This is a genomic window from Paracoccus sp. (in: a-proteobacteria), assembly GCF_047605025.1.
Lineage (GTDB): Bacteria > Pseudomonadota > Alphaproteobacteria > Rhodobacterales > Rhodobacteraceae > Paracoccus.
Genome location: NZ_JASGGO010000011.1, coordinates 45,253 through 59,368 on the forward strand (window position 1 = coordinate 45,253; position 14,116 = coordinate 59,368).

15 protein-coding genes and 1 tRNA gene are annotated in these 14,116 nt (G+C 68.1%); 6 read left to right on the top strand and 10 right to left on the bottom strand.

The features are described 5' to 3' along the window. Positions 1–13 precede the first annotated feature (13 nt). Positions 14–90 (bottom strand) — tRNA-Arg (locus QM682_RS08220). Positions 91–235: 145 nt separating this feature from the next. Between QM682_RS08220 and QM682_RS08225 the strand changes: the two genes are divergently transcribed. Continuing rightward, positions 236–1,255, top strand: coding sequence for a LacI family DNA-binding transcriptional regulator (locus tag QM682_RS08225; RefSeq protein ID WP_415128608.1), 1,020 nt, complete (start codon positions 236–238; stop codon positions 1,253–1,255). A 50-nt stretch (positions 1,256–1,305) separates the two neighbouring features. Here QM682_RS08225 and map read toward each other — a convergent pair whose 3' ends face one another. Then, positions 1,306–2,109, bottom strand: coding sequence for a type I methionyl aminopeptidase (gene map / locus QM682_RS08230; protein ID WP_415128610.1), 804 nt, complete (start codon positions 2,107–2,109; stop codon positions 1,306–1,308). A gap of 143 nt (positions 2,110–2,252) precedes the next feature. Here map and QM682_RS08235 point away from each other — a divergent pair, with 143 nt between their 5' ends. Both QM682_RS08235 and QM682_RS08240 read left to right on the top strand, forming a co-directional pair. Next, entirely contained in the window at positions 2,253–2,993 is a 741-nt protein-coding gene (locus QM682_RS08235) for a competence/damage-inducible protein A (protein ID WP_415128612.1), read from the top strand. Beyond that, positions 2,990–3,706, top strand: a complete 717-nt coding sequence (locus tag QM682_RS08240) for a GNAT family N-acetyltransferase (RefSeq protein WP_415128614.1) — start codon at positions 2,990–2,992, stop codon at positions 3,704–3,706. The genes QM682_RS08235 and QM682_RS08240 overlap by 4 nt, the downstream gene beginning before the upstream one ends. Positions 3,707–3,778: 72 nt before the next feature. Here QM682_RS08240 and QM682_RS08245 read toward each other — a convergent pair whose 3' ends face one another. The 4 genes from QM682_RS08245 to cls form a co-directional block, all read right to left on the bottom strand. Continuing rightward, entirely contained in the window at positions 3,779–4,165 is a 387-nt protein-coding gene (locus QM682_RS08245; RefSeq protein WP_415128616.1) for a hypothetical protein, read from the bottom strand. 11 nt (positions 4,166–4,176) lie between these two features. Next, positions 4,177–4,962, bottom strand: coding sequence for a DUF6478 family protein (locus tag QM682_RS08250; RefSeq protein WP_415128618.1), 786 nt, complete (start codon positions 4,960–4,962; stop codon positions 4,177–4,179). Between the two features lie 123 nt (positions 4,963–5,085). Then, positions 5,086–5,403, bottom strand: a complete 318-nt coding sequence (locus QM682_RS08255) for a 4a-hydroxytetrahydrobiopterin dehydratase (protein WP_415128620.1) — start codon at positions 5,401–5,403, stop codon at positions 5,086–5,088. An 18-nt stretch (positions 5,404–5,421) separates the two neighbouring features. After that, entirely contained in the window at positions 5,422–6,894 is a 1,473-nt protein-coding gene (gene cls, locus QM682_RS08260; protein WP_415128622.1) for a cardiolipin synthase, read from the bottom strand. 44 nt (positions 6,895–6,938) lie between these two features. Between cls and accD the strand changes: the two genes are divergently transcribed. Continuing rightward, the gene (accD, locus tag QM682_RS08265) at positions 6,939–7,874 is read left to right on the top strand and encodes an acetyl-CoA carboxylase, carboxyltransferase subunit beta (RefSeq protein ID WP_415128624.1); all 936 of its coding nucleotides are present in this window, start codon (positions 6,939–6,941) and stop codon (positions 7,872–7,874) included. A 6-nt stretch (positions 7,875–7,880) separates the two neighbouring features. Continuing rightward, positions 7,881–9,152, top strand: coding sequence for a bifunctional folylpolyglutamate synthase/dihydrofolate synthase (locus QM682_RS08270; protein ID WP_415128626.1), 1,272 nt, complete (start codon positions 7,881–7,883; stop codon positions 9,150–9,152). On the opposite strand, the gene zapE is transcribed toward QM682_RS08270, so the two are convergent. From zapE to QM682_RS08285, 3 genes are all read right to left on the bottom strand, one after another. Continuing rightward, a complete protein-coding gene (gene zapE / locus QM682_RS08275; RefSeq protein WP_415128628.1) occupies positions 9,149–10,264 on the bottom strand; it encodes a cell division protein ZapE in 1,116 nt (371 codons plus the stop codon). The two genes, QM682_RS08270 and zapE, sit on opposite strands and share 4 nt — an antisense overlap. An 88-nt stretch (positions 10,265–10,352) precedes the next feature. Continuing rightward, positions 10,353–11,666 carry an MFS transporter gene (locus QM682_RS08280; RefSeq protein WP_415128630.1) on the bottom strand — a complete coding sequence of 438 codons (1,314 nt, stop codon included), beginning with the start codon at positions 11,664–11,666 and terminating at the stop codon, positions 10,353–10,355. Between the two features lie 232 nt (positions 11,667–11,898). Beyond that, the gene (locus tag QM682_RS08285) at positions 11,899–12,294 is read right to left on the bottom strand and encodes a hypothetical protein (protein WP_415128632.1); all 396 of its coding nucleotides are present in this window, start codon (positions 12,292–12,294) and stop codon (positions 11,899–11,901) included. A gap of 334 nt (positions 12,295–12,628) precedes the next feature. On the opposite strand from QM682_RS08285, the gene QM682_RS08290 reads away from it, so the two are divergent. Further along, positions 12,629–12,976, top strand: coding sequence for a RidA family protein (locus QM682_RS08290; RefSeq protein WP_415128633.1), 348 nt, complete (start codon positions 12,629–12,631; stop codon positions 12,974–12,976). Here the strand turns inward: QM682_RS08290 and lpxB are convergent. Further along, positions 12,960–14,114 (bottom strand): lipid-A-disaccharide synthase, encoded by a 1,155-nt coding sequence (gene lpxB, locus QM682_RS08295; protein WP_415128635.1) that lies wholly within the window; start codon positions 14,112–14,114, stop codon positions 12,960–12,962. The two genes, QM682_RS08290 and lpxB, sit on opposite strands and share 17 nt — an antisense overlap. Positions 14,115–14,116 lie beyond the last annotated feature (2 nt).

A 14,116-nucleotide genomic window follows, 5' to 3' on the forward strand; every position in this document is an offset into this window, starting at 1 on the left:
TATTTTTATATGGTGGTGACCCCGACAGGACTTGAACCTGTAACCTGCCCCTTAGGAGGGGGCTGCTCTATCCAGTTGAGCCACGGGGCCACGGCACCCTTTTGCCCTGCCGCAAGGACATTGGCAAGAAGCCGCATCCGCTCCGCTCTCACAACTGAGGGCAGGTAAACATGGCCATGCTTGCCGCGAAGGCGCAGAATTGCTAACGGTCATATCATTGCGTCCGGGAATGGTCATGAACACGAATAAGCCCCGCCGTCCACTGACCCTGCGCGATGTCTCCGAAGCTTCAGGCGTCTCGGAGATGACCGTCAGCCGGGTGCTGCGCAACCGGGGCGACGTGTCGGCGGCCACGCGCGAGAAGGTGCTGACGGCGGCGCGCACGCTGGGCTATGTGCCGAACAAGATCGCGGGGGGGCTGGCCAGCCAACGGGTGAACCTGGTCGCGGTGGTGATCCCGTCCCTGTCGAACATGGTCTTTCCCGACGTGCTGGGCGGGATCTCGGCCGAATTGGACGATACCGGGCTGCAACCCGTGGTGGGGGTCACGAACTACAGCCCCTCGCGCGAGGATGTGGTGCTTTACGACATGCTGAGCTGGCGCCCCTCGGGGGTGATCCTGGCGGGGCTGGAACACAGCAAGGCGGCGCGGGCGATGCTGGACAATGCCGGGCTGCCGGTCGTCGAGATCATGGATATAGACGGCGAGCCCATCGACACTTCGGTCGGAATCTCGCATCGCCGGGCCGGGATCGAGATGGCCGAGGAAATCCTGAGGGCGGGCTATCGCCGCATCGGCTTCATCGGCACCCACATGCCCGAGGATCACCGCGCCCGCAAACGGCTCGCCGGCTTCGAGGAGCGGCTGGGCCAGGAGGGCATCCAGCTTGCCGCGCGCGAATATTACCAGGGCGGCTCGTCGCTGCATAAAGGCCGCGAACTGACCGAGCGCATCCTGACGCGCGAGCCCGGTCTGGATTTCCTTTATTTCTCGAACGACATGATCGGCGCGGGCGGGCTTTTGTGGTGCCTTGAGCGGGGCTATGACATCCCCGGCCAACTGGGCCTTGCCGGCTTCAACGGGGTCGAGCTTCTGGACGGGCTGCCGATGCGGCTGACCACCACGGATGCCCGGCGCATCGACATCGGGCGGCGCGCGGCGCGTATCGTCGCCGGCAAGGAGCAGCCCCCCGAGAACGGCGTCGTGGCCCTGTCCCCCACCTTCCTGCCGGGCGAGACGATCCGCAAACCCTGACCGCGCGGATCGCCGGCAAGCCGCGCGGACCTTGAAAGGACCGGCCTGTGTCAGTCCGTCTCGGGATAGAAGCAGCCGGCGGGGGAAAGGGTAAAGATCTCGGCCCCGTCGGCGGTCACCCCGATCGAATGCTCGAACTGGGCTGAAAGCGACTTGTCGCGGGTCACGGCGGTCCAGTCATCGGCCAGCACCTTGGTCTCTGGGCGGCCCAGGTTCACCATCGGCTCGATGGTGAAGAACATGCCCTCCTCAAGGACGGGGCCCTTGCCGGGGCGACCGAAATGCAGCACGTTCGGCGGCGCGTGGAAGGTGCGGCCCAGGCCGTGGCCGCAGAAATCGCGCACCACCGACATGCGATTGCCCTCGACATGGGACTGGATCGCCCAGCCGATATCGCCGAAGGTGGCGCCGGGGCGGACGGCCTCGATCCCCCTCATCAGCGCGTCATGCGTGACCTGGATCAGCCGGCGCGCCTTCACATTGGGCTTGCCCGCGACATACATGCGCGAACTGTCGCCATACCAGCCGTCCAGGATCACCGTCACGTCGATGTTGAGGATATCGCCCTCGGCCAGGATCTTGTCGCCGGGAATGCCGTGGCAGACGACATGATTGACGCTGATGCAACTGGCATGCCGATAGCCGCGATAGCCGATCGTGGCGCTGACGGTGCCAAGCTCGGTCACGCGGCCCCCGATGAAATCGTCCAGCGCCGCCGTGGTCACGCCCGGCACGACCAGCGGCCCGACCTCGTCCAGGATCTGCGCGGCGACGCGGCCCGCCGCGCGCATCCCCGCGAAATCCTGCGGTTCGTGGATACGGATACCCTCGCGGGTCTGGCGTGCGTCGTTCATCGGGTCCTCATCTTTGCTCGTCCTCACAGATAGCCCCGGAACGCCACTTGTTCCAGTCCCGCGGAAGGGCATATATCTTCGCCCGACATCCGCGCGGGGGCCTGCCCCCGCACCATCACCGAGCGCCGCCAGGAGAGCCAGCCATGCAATCCGACAATCCCACCGCCTCCATCCTGGTCATCGGGGACGAGATCCTGTCCGGCCGCACCCGCGAGGGTAATGCCCATCACCTGGCGGGCGTGCTGTCCGCCACCGGCTTCGACCTGCGCGAAATCCGCGTGGTCGCCGACGACCATGCCCAGATCGTGGCCGCCCTGCGTGCCTTCGACAAAAGCCTGGGCGGGGCCTATGATCTGGTCTTCACCTCGGGCGGGATCGGGCCGACGCATGACGACATCACCGCCGATGCCGTCGCCGACGCCCATGGCACCACGGTCCAGATCGACCCCGAAGCTCGCGCGCTGCTGCAAGCGCGCTGCGACCGGATGGGCACGGAGCTGACCCCGAACCGGCTGCGCATGGCGCGCATCCCGGTCGGCGCGACGCTGATCGACAATGCCTTTTCCGCCGCGCCGGGCTTTTCCATCGGCCATACCCATGTCATGGCCGGAGTCCCCGAGGTGTTCCGCGCCATGGTCGCCTGGCTGATCCCGCGCCTGCCGGGCGGGCGGCCGACACAAAGCCAGACGGTAGAGGTGCGGCGGGGCGAAAGCGAAGTGGCCGAGGATCTGAAATCCGTGGCCGAGGCGTTTCCCGACCTGTCGCTCGGCTCATATCCCTATCAGGACCAATCGGGCTGGGGGACCAATCTGGTCGTTCGCGGGCTTGACGCCGCGCGCGTCGCCGAAGCGATGGCGGCACTGAAGCAAAGGCTGGGTCTGTGATCGGCGATCCCGATCTTTTCCGCGCATTCGAAACCAGTTGGCCCGCCGCCGAAAGCTTCGAGGCGGGCGGCTTTCGCAGCGGCCGGGGCCTTGGCGCGGGCGGACGGGTCAGTTCAAGCCTTGCGCTGGGACCGGATTGGAGCGAGGCGGGCATCGCCGAGGCCGAGGCGGCGCATCGCCGCTGGGACCAGCGCCCGATGTTCCGCGTCTGGGACCAGGACGCCCGGCTTGGCGCGGCGCTGGCCGCGCGCGGCTATGCGCCCACCAATCCCACAAGCGTCATGGCCATCGACTGCGCCCGGCTTTCGGAAGCGGTGCCGCGCATGGGGACCTTCCGCATCTGGCCGCCGCTGGCGATCCAGACCGATCTTTGGGCGGCGGGCAATATCGGCCCGGCCCGGCAGGCGGTCATGCCGCGCGTGGCCCTGGCCAAGACCTCGATCCTGGCCCGGATCGAGGATCGCGCCGCCGGCTCGGCCTTCGTCGCGCTGGACGGGCCGGTGGCGATGATTCACGCCATCGAGGTCGCACCGGAATTCCGCCGCCGCGGCCTTGCCGGCTGGATGCTGCGCAGCGCCGCGCAATGGGGGGCCGAACAGGGCGCCAGCCGGCTGGGCCTGGCGGTCAGCCGGGCGAATACCGGGGCACGGGCGCTTTACGACCGGATGGGCTTTGCCGAAATGGGCAGCTACGCCTATTGGGTGCGGGACTGAACAACCAGGCAGGGATGGGCCGGGACCGCTGATCCGGGTGGACGCAAGGGCCGGGACGCACGCGGACCGGGATCAACCCGCGCGGTTCGAGGCCAGACGGCGCAATTCCTTCTTGAGCAGATCAAGCTCGCTGCGGATCAGATCCAGTTCGGCGCGCATGTCCTCTTCCAGGGGCGCGCCCGCAACGATGCTGAGGCTGGCCAGGTGCAGCGCGCCGGGCTGGGGCTGCTCGGTTCCCTCGCCCTGGTCCTCCAGCAGCAGGAAGGTCTGCACCCCGTCCGAAAGCTTGAGCGCGGGGATGGCGGCGGCGATACGCCACGAGCCATCCGCTTGCGCGGCGGCGCGGGCATCGGCCACGCGGCTGCCCAGATGCACCAGAAGCAGCCGGCCGGGCGCGACCTCGCGCCGCAGCACGCCCTGCCAGATGCCGCTCTTCAACCCCAGGGATTCGAACTCCATCCGGTCCTCCATCAGAAATCCGCCCGCAAATGGCGGGAAAAGAACAGTTCACGCGTCTCGACGGCGGACATGCGCGGGGCCTCGAAGATCAGGTCCAGCCAGATCTTTTCCAGCCGCTTCTCGTTCATCTCGGTATAGGCAAGGTCGAACTCGACCACCTGCTGACTTTGCAGGCCCTCCTCCATCCCGCGCAGCAGTTGCAGCATCTCTTCGGTATTGGGGCCGTGGCCGATGTTGAGCCGGGCATAGACGTTGATCGGGCGCTCGACCAGAAACATGGCCTCCAGGCGCAGGACATGGTTCCTGGTCAGCCCGTCCAGCGCCTCGGCCGGCAGGTCGATCGAGAGCGACAGGAAGCTGCCCGAAAAGCCGAACACCTCCAGCCGCAGCCCATAGGGCGACAGATCGGTGGCGCGCGGGTTTTGCACCTGTTCCAGGATCAGCGCCCGTTCGGCGCAATCGTGCCAGACGGCGGCGCGGTCGCCCAGGCGAGTGCCCGACTGCGGGGCGGCGATGCCGCGCGGGGTGATCTTGCCGGCCATGAAACCGGGGCGCCAGCGCCAATCCGTGCCGCCCGGCAAAGGCAGCGCCGCCAGCGCCGCGCGCGAAAGCGTGGCCTTGCGGTCGCCGCGCATCAGGAAGCGGTTCAGACTGGAGCGCAGCGACAGCGCCTCATCGGTCAGGCCGCGGATGCGGCCCCGGCTCATGAATTCGACATCCTCGGCCATGGCGGCCCATTGCCGCGCCGCCGCCTCGCGTGTCCTGCGTTCCAACCACTTGCGCGGGCGCATCGCCATAGCCGAGCCTCTCCGATCACATGCCCATCGGATAGGGCCAGCCCCGCGCGCCGGCAAGGGGCCGGCAGCGGATTTGGCGCCGATCCGGACGCAAGCGGGGGATGAAAGCCACAACCCGCCGGTTCATTCCGCCGCCCGGTCCAGCCGCGCCGCCATGATCAGGTCGTTCATCGTCACCCCTCCGGCGGAATGGGTGGTGAAACTGACACGCAGATGGCCCCAGCCGAAGGCGATATCCGGGTGATGGTTCGCGGCCTCGGCCTGCCAGGCGGCCAGGGCGGCCAGTTGCGCGGCCTGGGCGAAATCGCGCAGCTTCCAGTCGCGCCGGATCGCGCGGCCATCCTGGGAAAGCCGCCACAGCGGCAGAGCCACCAGGCCCTGGGCCAGCGCCTGCGCATCCAGCGCCGGGACGCCCTGTCGGATCGGCTGGTCAGGGTCCATCGGCCGCTCTCCTTCTTCTCACAGGATCGGCGCTGCCAGCGCCAGCAGATTGTTGCGCAGGCGCCGCCAGACCGACCAGGCGCGGATCTCGGGCAGGGTGATCTGCTCGGAGCGCTGGATATAGGTCTCTTGCCGCTGCTCAAGGGTGCGGGTCAGGTCCTCGCCCACGAAAAGCATGTTCATCTCATAGTTCAATTCGAAGCTGCGGCGGTCCATGTTGGCGCTGCCGATCATCGCCATGCGGCCATCGGCCGAGATGATCTTGGCGTGCAGCAGCCCATCCTGAAACAGCATCAGCTTCACCCCCGCGGCGACAAGGCCGTAATACAGCCCCTCGGAAGTGGCCTGAACCACCAGAGAGTCGTTCCTTGCGGGCAGGATCATGGTCACATCGACTCCGCGCCGTGCGGCTGTGCGGATCGCGGCATCCAGCGAGGCATCGGGCACATAATAAGGCGTCGTGATCACCAGCTTGTCGCGCGCGGCATGGATCATCGAGGCCATGCAATCCGAAAGCGAGCTTTGCCGGTCGTCCGGCCCGGTCGCCACCACCTGCGCGATCTCGCCCGGCTCGGCCGCGGCGGGAACCATGGCCAGCATATCGCCCAGATCCTCGCCGCTATAGCTCATCCAATCCTGAAGAAAGATCGCCTGCATCTGGCGCACCACCGGCCCCTCGATGCGCAGAAGAATATCGATCCAGGGCGCATAACGAGGTTTCACGGCGAAGGCCGTGTCCGCGCAGTTGCGGCTGCCGGTAAAGCCCAGGGAATGGTCGATCACCACGATCTTGCGGTGATTGCGCAGATCCATGCGCTGGGTCAGCCCGCCCAGCAGCGGCAGGCCCAAGGGCAGCGCCTCGACGCATTCGCATCCCGCCGCCCGCATGGCCCGCCAGCTTTCCGAGGCCCCGAAGGCGCGCGAGCCGAAGGCATCTATCACCGCGCGCACCTTGACCCCCCGGTCCGCGGCCCGGATCGCCGCATCCGCGATCTTGCGGCCCGACGCATCGTCCAGCCAGATATAGAAAAGCATATGCAGATGCTCGCGCGCGCCGTCGATGGCCAGGACCAGATCGTCGATGGCGTCGTCATCCTCGGGCAGAAGCCGGGCGTGATTGCCCGCCACCGCGCCAAAGCCGGTGGTGGCACGATTCGCGGCGATGACGGGGGCGGCGAAATAGGGCGGATCGGTCACAAGCGACGCGCTTGGCCGCCAAAGGCCCGACAGGCGCGAGCGGACATTGGCCATCGTCTCGACCTCGGCGCCGCGCATGCGGATCTCGCCGAACAGGATATAGGCAATGATGCCCGCCAGCGGCACCAGTTCGATCACCAGGATCCAGCTCAGCCGCACGCTGGGTTCCAGCCGGGGCCGCAGAAGCACCCGCACGGAAACCGCCAAAGCGACCGCATAGTGAAGAACGACTAGCCCCTGGGTCCACATGCCCGCATGAAAGCCCAGCCAGCGCGGAATTGCAATTCGATGCATATTTGCCTAAGTCAGCGGCCAGACCGCAGCGCAAGGGGCTCTCGATGAACTGGATCACCAACTATGTGCGTCCGCGCATCAACTCACTGTTCTCGCGCCGCGAAGTGCCCGAGAATCTTTGGACCAAATGCCCCGAATGCAGCAACATGCTGTTTCACCGAGAGCTTTCGGACAATCTGAACGTCTGCACGCATTGCGACCACCACCTGGCGATCACGCCCCGCGCGCGTTTCGCGGCGCTGTTCGACGGCGGCGTCTTCAACGAGGTCAAGATCCCCGAGCCGGTCGCCGACCCGCTGCAATTCCGCGACCAGAAAAAATATCCCGAGCGGATGAAGGCCGCGCAGAAATCCACCGGCGAGAAAGAGGCCATGCTGGTCGCCGAGGGCGAGATCGGGCGCACCCCCATCGTCGCCGCCGCGCAGGATTTTTCCTTCATGGCCGGATCCATGGGCATGTATGTCGGCAACGCGATCATCGCAGCGGCCGAACGCGCGGTGAAGCTGAAGAGGCCGCTGGTGCTGTTCTCCGCCGCAGGAGGCGCGCGGATGCAGGAAGGCATCCTGTCGCTGATGCAGATGCCGCGCACCACCGTCGCGGTCGAGATGCTGAAAGAGGCGAAGCTGCCCTATGTCGTGGTGCTGACCCATCCGACCACCGGAGGCGTGACGGCCAGCTATGCCATGCTGGGCGACATCCAGATCGCCGAGCCGAACGCGCTGATCTGCTTTGCCGGGCCGCGCGTGATCGAGCAGACCATCCGCGAGAAACTGCCCGAGGGCTTCCAGCGCGCGGAATACCTGCTGGACCACGGCATGCTGGACCGCGTGACCCATCGCAAGAAGCTGCGCGAGGAACTGATCTCGGTCCTGCGCATGCTGCGCGGCCTGCCCGCGCCGGTGGTGGCGGACCTGCCCGCGCCGGGACAGATCGCCTCGGCCCTGCCCGAGCAGGCGGTGCCCGAACAGAAGCCCGCCTGATCCGCGATGGACTGGCCGATGAATTCGGACACCATCCTTGCCCGGCTGATGGGGCTGCATCCCAAGGTCATCGACCTGTCGCTGGAGCGGATGCACCGCCTGCTGGCCGCGCTTGGCGATCCGCAAAAGCGGATCCCGCCGGTAATCCATATCGCGGGCACCAACGGCAAGGGATCGACCCAGGCGATGATCCGCGCCGGGCTGGAAGCGGCGGGCAAGCGCGTCCATGCCTATACCTCGCCGCATCTGGCGCGCTTTCATGAACGCATCCGGCTTGCCGGCGGGCTGATCGACGAAGACGCGCTGGCCGCCGCGCTTGAGGAATGCGAGGCCGCCAATGCCGGCCATCCGATCACCTTCTTCGAGATCACCACGGCGGCGGCTTTCCTGGCATTCTCGCGCATGCCCGCCGATTACACCCTGCTTGAGGTCGGGCTGGGCGGGCGGCTGGACGCGACGAATGTGATCGACCGGCCGCGCCTGACGGTGATCACCCCGGTCAGCATCGACCATACCCAGTATCTGGGCGAGACCCTGCCCGAGATCGCCGGCGAGAAAGCCGGCATCCTGAAGCGCGGCGTGCCCTGCATCGTCGGCCCGCAGCAACCCGCCGCGCGCGAGGTGATCGAGGCCCGCGCCCAGGCTTTGGGCGCCCCCCTGCACGTCGCCCGCCAGGACTGGGACTGCTATGCCGAGCGCGGGCGGATGACCTATTTCGACCAGCGCGGGCTTCTGGACCTGCCCTTGCCGAACCTGCCCGGCCCGCACCAGATCCAGAATGCCGGGGCGGCGCTGGCCGCGCTACGCGAGCTTGGCACGGGCGATCCCGAGGCAGCCGTGACCCGCGCGGAATGGCCCGCCCGAATGCAGCGGCTGCGGCGCGGCCCGCTGGTCCAGGCGGCGGGGGATTGCGAATTGTGGCTGGACGGCGGCCATAACCCGGCCGGAGGCGAGGCGCTGGCCGCCACCCTGGCCGCGATGCCGCCGCGCCCGGTCTTTCTGGTCTGCGGCATGCTGAACACCAAGGACGTGACGGGCTATATGCGGCCCTTGGCGCCGCATGTGCGCGCGCTGACCGCCGTGGCCATTCCGGGCGAGCCGAACACCCTGCCCGCCCCCCAGACCGCCGCCGTCGCGGCCCGCGCGGGCATCCCAAGCGACACCGCGCCGGACGTGCTGGCGGCGGTGCGGGTGATCGCCGCCGCCCATCCCGGCGCGCGTATCCTGATCTGCGGCTCGCTTTATCTGGCGGGCCGGGTGCTGCGGGAAAACGGCTAGGCGCGCTTGCCCCAGGCGGCGTCCCGCATCTCGCGCAGGCGGCTGGCGGTGCGCTCGAACTCAAAGGCGCCCGCGCCCTCGGAATAAAGCTTTTCGGGCGCGTCGGCACCGCTGGCGATCAGGCGGACCTTGGCTTCGTAAAGCGCGTCGATCAGGGTGACGAAACGCTTGGCCTCGTTGTAGTTCGACTGGCTAAGCCGGGGAATCCCGTCGATCAGCAGCACATCCAGCGCCTGGGCCAGGGCCAGATAATCGGCGGGACCAAGCGGGCGGGCGCAAAGATCCCAGAAGGTGGCGCGGCCCGCGCGGCCGACATGCCGCGGGATCTCGACCTTGCGGGCCTGGATTTCCAGGACCAGGGGCGTGGCGGGAAGGCCGGCGGTCTCACGCGTCCAGATCGCATCCATCGCGGCGCGGGCATCAGCATCGGCGGGGCTGAACCAGACCTGCTCGCCCTCGTCCCGGTCCTGGCGATGGTCGGTGACGCTGGACAGTTCGATCACCTCCAACCGCTCGCGGATCAGCGCGATGAAGGGCAGGAAAAGCTGGCGGTTCAACCCGTTCTTATAAAGATCCTCGGGGACGCGGTTCGATGTGGTGACGATGGTGACGCCCTGCTCGAACAGGATCTGGAACAGCCGGCCCACGATCATGGCATCGGCGATGTCGGTGATCTGCATCTCGTCGAAGCACAGAAGCCGGGTCGTGGCGGCGACGCCCATGGCCACGGGACGCACGGCATCCTGCTGGCCCGCCTGGCGCGCGGCGTTCAACCCGGCCTGGATCTCTTGCATGAATTCGTGGAAATGCACCCGGCGCTTTTGCGGCAGGGGCGCGGCGTCCATCACCATGTCCATCAACATGGACTTGCCGCGACCGACCCCGCCCCAAAGATAGATGCCCTTCGCCGTGGGCATGGGCGTCTGGGCCTGGCCGCCGCCCACCAACCGCGAGAGCCAGCCGGCTTTCTGCGCCGGCGGCGGCGCGGGCCGGCCGGCGGCAAGGTCGCGCACCAGGCGGTCCAGCACGGGCAGCACGCCCCGCTGTGCCGGATCGGGATCAAGCTGGCCGGCGCGGACGCGGGCCTCGTAAAGTTCGGATACCTTGGCCATCCCTCGCCCCTGCCAAAGAACCGGCGCGCCCGCAAGTCCCCGCGTCGTATTTGCGCGGGCCTGCGGCAGTTCTGCGCGGCGGCGGAGGCTAGGTGATCGAAGCGTTGCGCGTCTCGGCCCGGATCAGCAGGGTGACGCCCGCCGCGACCAGCAAAAGCACCGCGAAGGCGCCGATGGCGACGCCAAAGCCCCGTGCGACGACCAGCCCCATCAGCGAAGGCGCCAGCAGGCCCCCGACCCGCGCCATGGCGCTGGCAAGCCCCATTCCGGTCGCGCGCAACCCGGTCGGATAAAGCTCGGGCGTATAGGCGTAAAGCGCGCCCCAGGTGCCCAGCAGCGCGAAGCTCATCAGCAGAAGCGAGGCGGCGATGATCCAGGGGCTGGCCGCCAGCGTGAACAGCAGGCACCCCCCCGCGCTGAGCAGCAGGAAGATTTGCAGCGTGCGCTTGCGGCCCCAAGCCTCGACCCCGTGGGCAGCCAGCGCATAGCCGGGGATCTGCGCAAGCGCCAGCAGGACCAGGAAGCCATAGCCGCGCACAAAGCCGAACCCGCCCTTGGCAAGCTCGGCCGGCAGCCAGACGAACACGCCATAATAGGACAGCGAGACCAGGAACCAGGTCGCGAAGATGGCGATGCTGCTGGATTTCAGCTCTGGCCCGAACAGCCGCAGATCCGTCCCCGAAAGCGGCGGCGCGACCAGCCGCGCATCCGCCGCAAGCGCGCGCGCGCCATTCGCGGTCAGCACCCGGTCCACGACCGCCTTCGCGCCCGCCGCATCGCCCCGGCGCATCAGATACATCGGCGATTCGGGCACCCAGAAACGCAGCCCGATCCCGATCAGCGCCGGCAGGGAAGCAATGGCGAAGATCCAGCGCCAGGGCTCGGCCGCGCCGGCCAGATGCGCGATCCAGGCGGTCAGCGCGATGACGATGGTGCCGACGGCCCAGAAGCCCTCCAGCCAGACCAGCCAGCGGCCCCGGTTTCGCGGCGGCAGGAACTCGGCCATCATGGCGTAATCGACGGGCAGCGTGCCGCCCACCGCCATGCCGGTCAGGAAGCGCAGGCCCAGCAGCACCGCGAAGTTCGGCGCAAAGACCGAGGCAAGGCCAAAGATCGCATCGCAGGTCACCGTCAGCAGCAGCACGCGGCGGCGTCCGATGCGGTCGGCCAGCCGCCCGAACAGCGTGGCGCCCGCGAACATGCCCAGAAAGAACAGCGTCCCGGTCTGAAGCGCCTGCGGCACGGTCAGCCCGAAACTGGCCGCGATCGAGGCCGCCGTGAAGCCGATGGCGATGACCTGCATCGCATCCGCCGCCCAGACCAGCCCGAAGATGCCCAGAAGGTTCTTCTGGAACCGTCCGGCGCCGCCCTGGCTCAGCGCCTCGTCTATGGTGAACTGCATGGGGATCTCCGTTGCGGGAATCTGCGGGGCATTCTTGTGCCATCGCCGGAAAAATATCCAGCGGCATCGCCCAAGGCACGCGCGTCGCGCCGAAGCCCTGGACAAGCGCCGCGCAAGCGGGCGTTCACGCTGACGGTATTGGAAAGCCGGCGAACATTCAGGGCGCGGGCACCTGATCGTCCTGTTGCACGACCAGGCGCCGGCAATGGACATCAAGGCGAGTTGGGGCCGGTCAGCGCGACCTCGACAGCGCCTGCAATTCCGGGAAGGGCTGCCAGGGAATATCGGGCCGATTGCAGATCGGGTGGTTCAGCTCGCCATAGGCAGGCTTCCCATCGCGCAGCGCGATGCCCATGTTCTGCACGCCGACATAGACGCCATGCACGTTCTTGCTGTCGGCACGCACGCACACCCCCTGCAAACCGTCGCGGAAGGTCGCCACGTTCGAGATCTGCGCATCGCGGATCGAGCCGGGATCATAGGCCAGTTCCTTGGCCCCGGCGACAAGCTGGGCCTTCAGCGCCGCGCCAGGCGGCTGCGAGCGCGCGATGACATCGGCGTAATCCTCGGCGGTCGAGCAGGCCGACATCAGAAGGGCGCCGCCCAGAAGGATCGTCAACGGTCGCATGGTCTTGCCCCTCGCGGAAAAATCGTCCCTATCTGAGCCGTTTGCGCCACCCGCGTCAACCTCCGGGCGCGCGCTGGCCCCCTGCGTCCCGCACATGGGCAGGTTCGCGCCAAGGGGGCGAGAGGCCGGGTATCGCCTGCTGCCCGCCACCGGATGCCCGCCACCGTATGCCCGCCCAGATCATGACATCGGGACCGGCCCGGGCACATTTCCGGCCCGGTGTCGGCCCGTGCCGTTCATGCGGGCATTGATTGCCGCCCTGGGCTTTGGCATGACGGCACTGTTCTTCCGGCGCCTGTTCCAGCGCGCCGGCCCAAACCTGGAAAGGATTAGCATGTCCGAGATCACGCGCATCGAGACCGGCCCCCGCATGAGCGCCGCCGTCACCCATAACGGCACCATCTATCTTGCGGGCCAGGTCGCGGCGCCCGGCACCTCGGTCACCGAGCAGACCAAGGGCGCGCTGGCCGAGGTCGACCGCCTGCTGGCCGCATGCGGCTCGGACAAGACCCGTATCCTGTCGGCGCAGATCTGGCTGGCCGACATGGCCGACTTCGCCGAGATGAACGCCGTCTGGGACGCCTGGGTGCCGCAGGGCCATACCCCCGCCCGCGCCACCGGCGAATCGAAACTGGCGACGCCCGATTACAAGGTCGAGGTCATCGTCATCGCGGCGCAGTAACCGCCGCCATGACCGAGCGCGCGGCGCGCAGGCCGGGTGCCTCGCCGCCGCGCCCCAGCCGCTGCATGGTCAGTTCCATCGCGGCCCGCTGCGCGGCCCTGGCCTGGGGATCCTCGATCAGGCGCAGCAGGGCCTGGGACATCGGGCCGGGCTGGCAAGCGCGGCCCAGGAATTCGGGGACCGCGCGGGTCTGGGTGACCAGATTCACCAGCGTCACGGTGTCGGTCTTCAGCATCAGCCCGATGATCATCCGGCTAAGCGGCGCCACGTCATAGCCGATCACCATGGGCACGTCATTGGCGGCCAGGTCCAGGCTGACCGTGCCCGAGGCCGCCAGCGCCAGATCGGCTGCGGCGAAGGCCGCGCGCTTCTCCGCACCATCCTCGACCACCACCGGCGCCGTGGGCCAGCGCCGCGCCATGTCCCGCACCAGCGCCGCGACGCCGCGCACCGTCGGGATCACCACGCGCAGTTCGGGCACGCGGTCGCGCAGCCGCATCAGCGCCTCGTCGAAGCGGGGACCAAGGCGCGCGACCTCGCCCCGGCGCGATCCGGGCAGGCAAAGGACCAGGGGCGCGGCTGCCTCGATGCCGTTGGCCGCGCGAAACGCCGCCGCCTGCGCCGCATCCGCGACCGGCGCGGCGGCGATGGGGTGGCCGACGAAATCGCAGCTTATTCCCGCCGCCTGCATATAGGGCGGCTCGAAGGGCAGGATCGCCAGAACATGATCGACGACCTGCGCCATCCTGGCCGCGCGCCCCGCCCGCCAGGCCCAGACCGAAGGCGCGACATAATGCACCGTGCGCAGATCAGGCAGCAGCGCGCGGGCCTGGCGGGCGACGCGCAGGCAGAAATCGGGGCTGTCGATGGTGATCAGCACATCGGGCCGCGCCTCGGCCACGGCCTGGGCGGTCTGGCGGATGCGGGCCCTGAGCTGGCGGTATTTCGGCAGGATCTCGACCAGACCCATGACGGAAAGCTCTTCCATAGGGAACAGGCTTTCAAGCCCCTCGGCCTGCATCGCGGGGCCGCCGACGCCCTGGAACCGGGCCAGCGGGTCCAGGGTCTTCAGCCCGGCCATCAACGGGCCGCCCAGATTGTCGCCCGATGGCTCGCCCGCGATCAGGAAGAACTTCATCG

Bases quoted from the DNA above. Each gene is read 5' to 3' on its own strand.
- QM682_RS08225 (WP_415128608.1), top strand. From the start codon at position 236: ATGAACACGAATAAGCCCCGCCGTCCACTGACCCTGCGCGATGTCTCC.
- map (WP_415128610.1), bottom strand. From the start codon at position 2,109: ATGAACGACGCACGCCAGACCCGCGAGGGTATCCGTATCCACGAACCG.
- QM682_RS08235 (WP_415128612.1), top strand. From the start codon at position 2,253: ATGCAATCCGACAATCCCACCGCCTCCATCCTGGTCATCGGGGACGAG.
- QM682_RS08245 (WP_415128616.1), bottom strand. From the start codon at position 4,165: ATGGAGTTCGAATCCCTGGGGTTGAAGAGCGGCATCTGGCAGGGCGTG.
- QM682_RS08250 (WP_415128618.1), bottom strand. From the start codon at position 4,962: ATGGCGATGCGCCCGCGCAAGTGGTTGGAACGCAGGACACGCGAGGCG.
- QM682_RS08255 (WP_415128620.1), bottom strand. From the start codon at position 5,403: ATGGACCCTGACCAGCCGATCCGACAGGGCGTCCCGGCGCTGGATGCG.
- cls (WP_415128622.1), bottom strand. From the start codon at position 6,894: ATGCATCGAATTGCAATTCCGCGCTGGCTGGGCTTTCATGCGGGCATG.
- accD (WP_415128624.1), top strand. From the start codon at position 6,939: ATGAACTGGATCACCAACTATGTGCGTCCGCGCATCAACTCACTGTTC.
- QM682_RS08270 (WP_415128626.1), top strand. From the start codon at position 7,881: ATGGACTGGCCGATGAATTCGGACACCATCCTTGCCCGGCTGATGGGG.
- zapE (WP_415128628.1), bottom strand. From the start codon at position 10,264: ATGGCCAAGGTATCCGAACTTTACGAGGCCCGCGTCCGCGCCGGCCAG.
- QM682_RS08280 (WP_415128630.1), bottom strand. From the start codon at position 11,666: ATGCAGTTCACCATAGACGAGGCGCTGAGCCAGGGCGGCGCCGGACGG.
- QM682_RS08285 (WP_415128632.1), bottom strand. From the start codon at position 12,294: ATGCGACCGTTGACGATCCTTCTGGGCGGCGCCCTTCTGATGTCGGCC.
- QM682_RS08290 (WP_415128633.1), top strand. From the start codon at position 12,629: ATGTCCGAGATCACGCGCATCGAGACCGGCCCCCGCATGAGCGCCGCC.
- lpxB (WP_415128635.1), bottom strand. From the start codon at position 14,114: ATGAAGTTCTTCCTGATCGCGGGCGAGCCATCGGGCGACAATCTGGGC.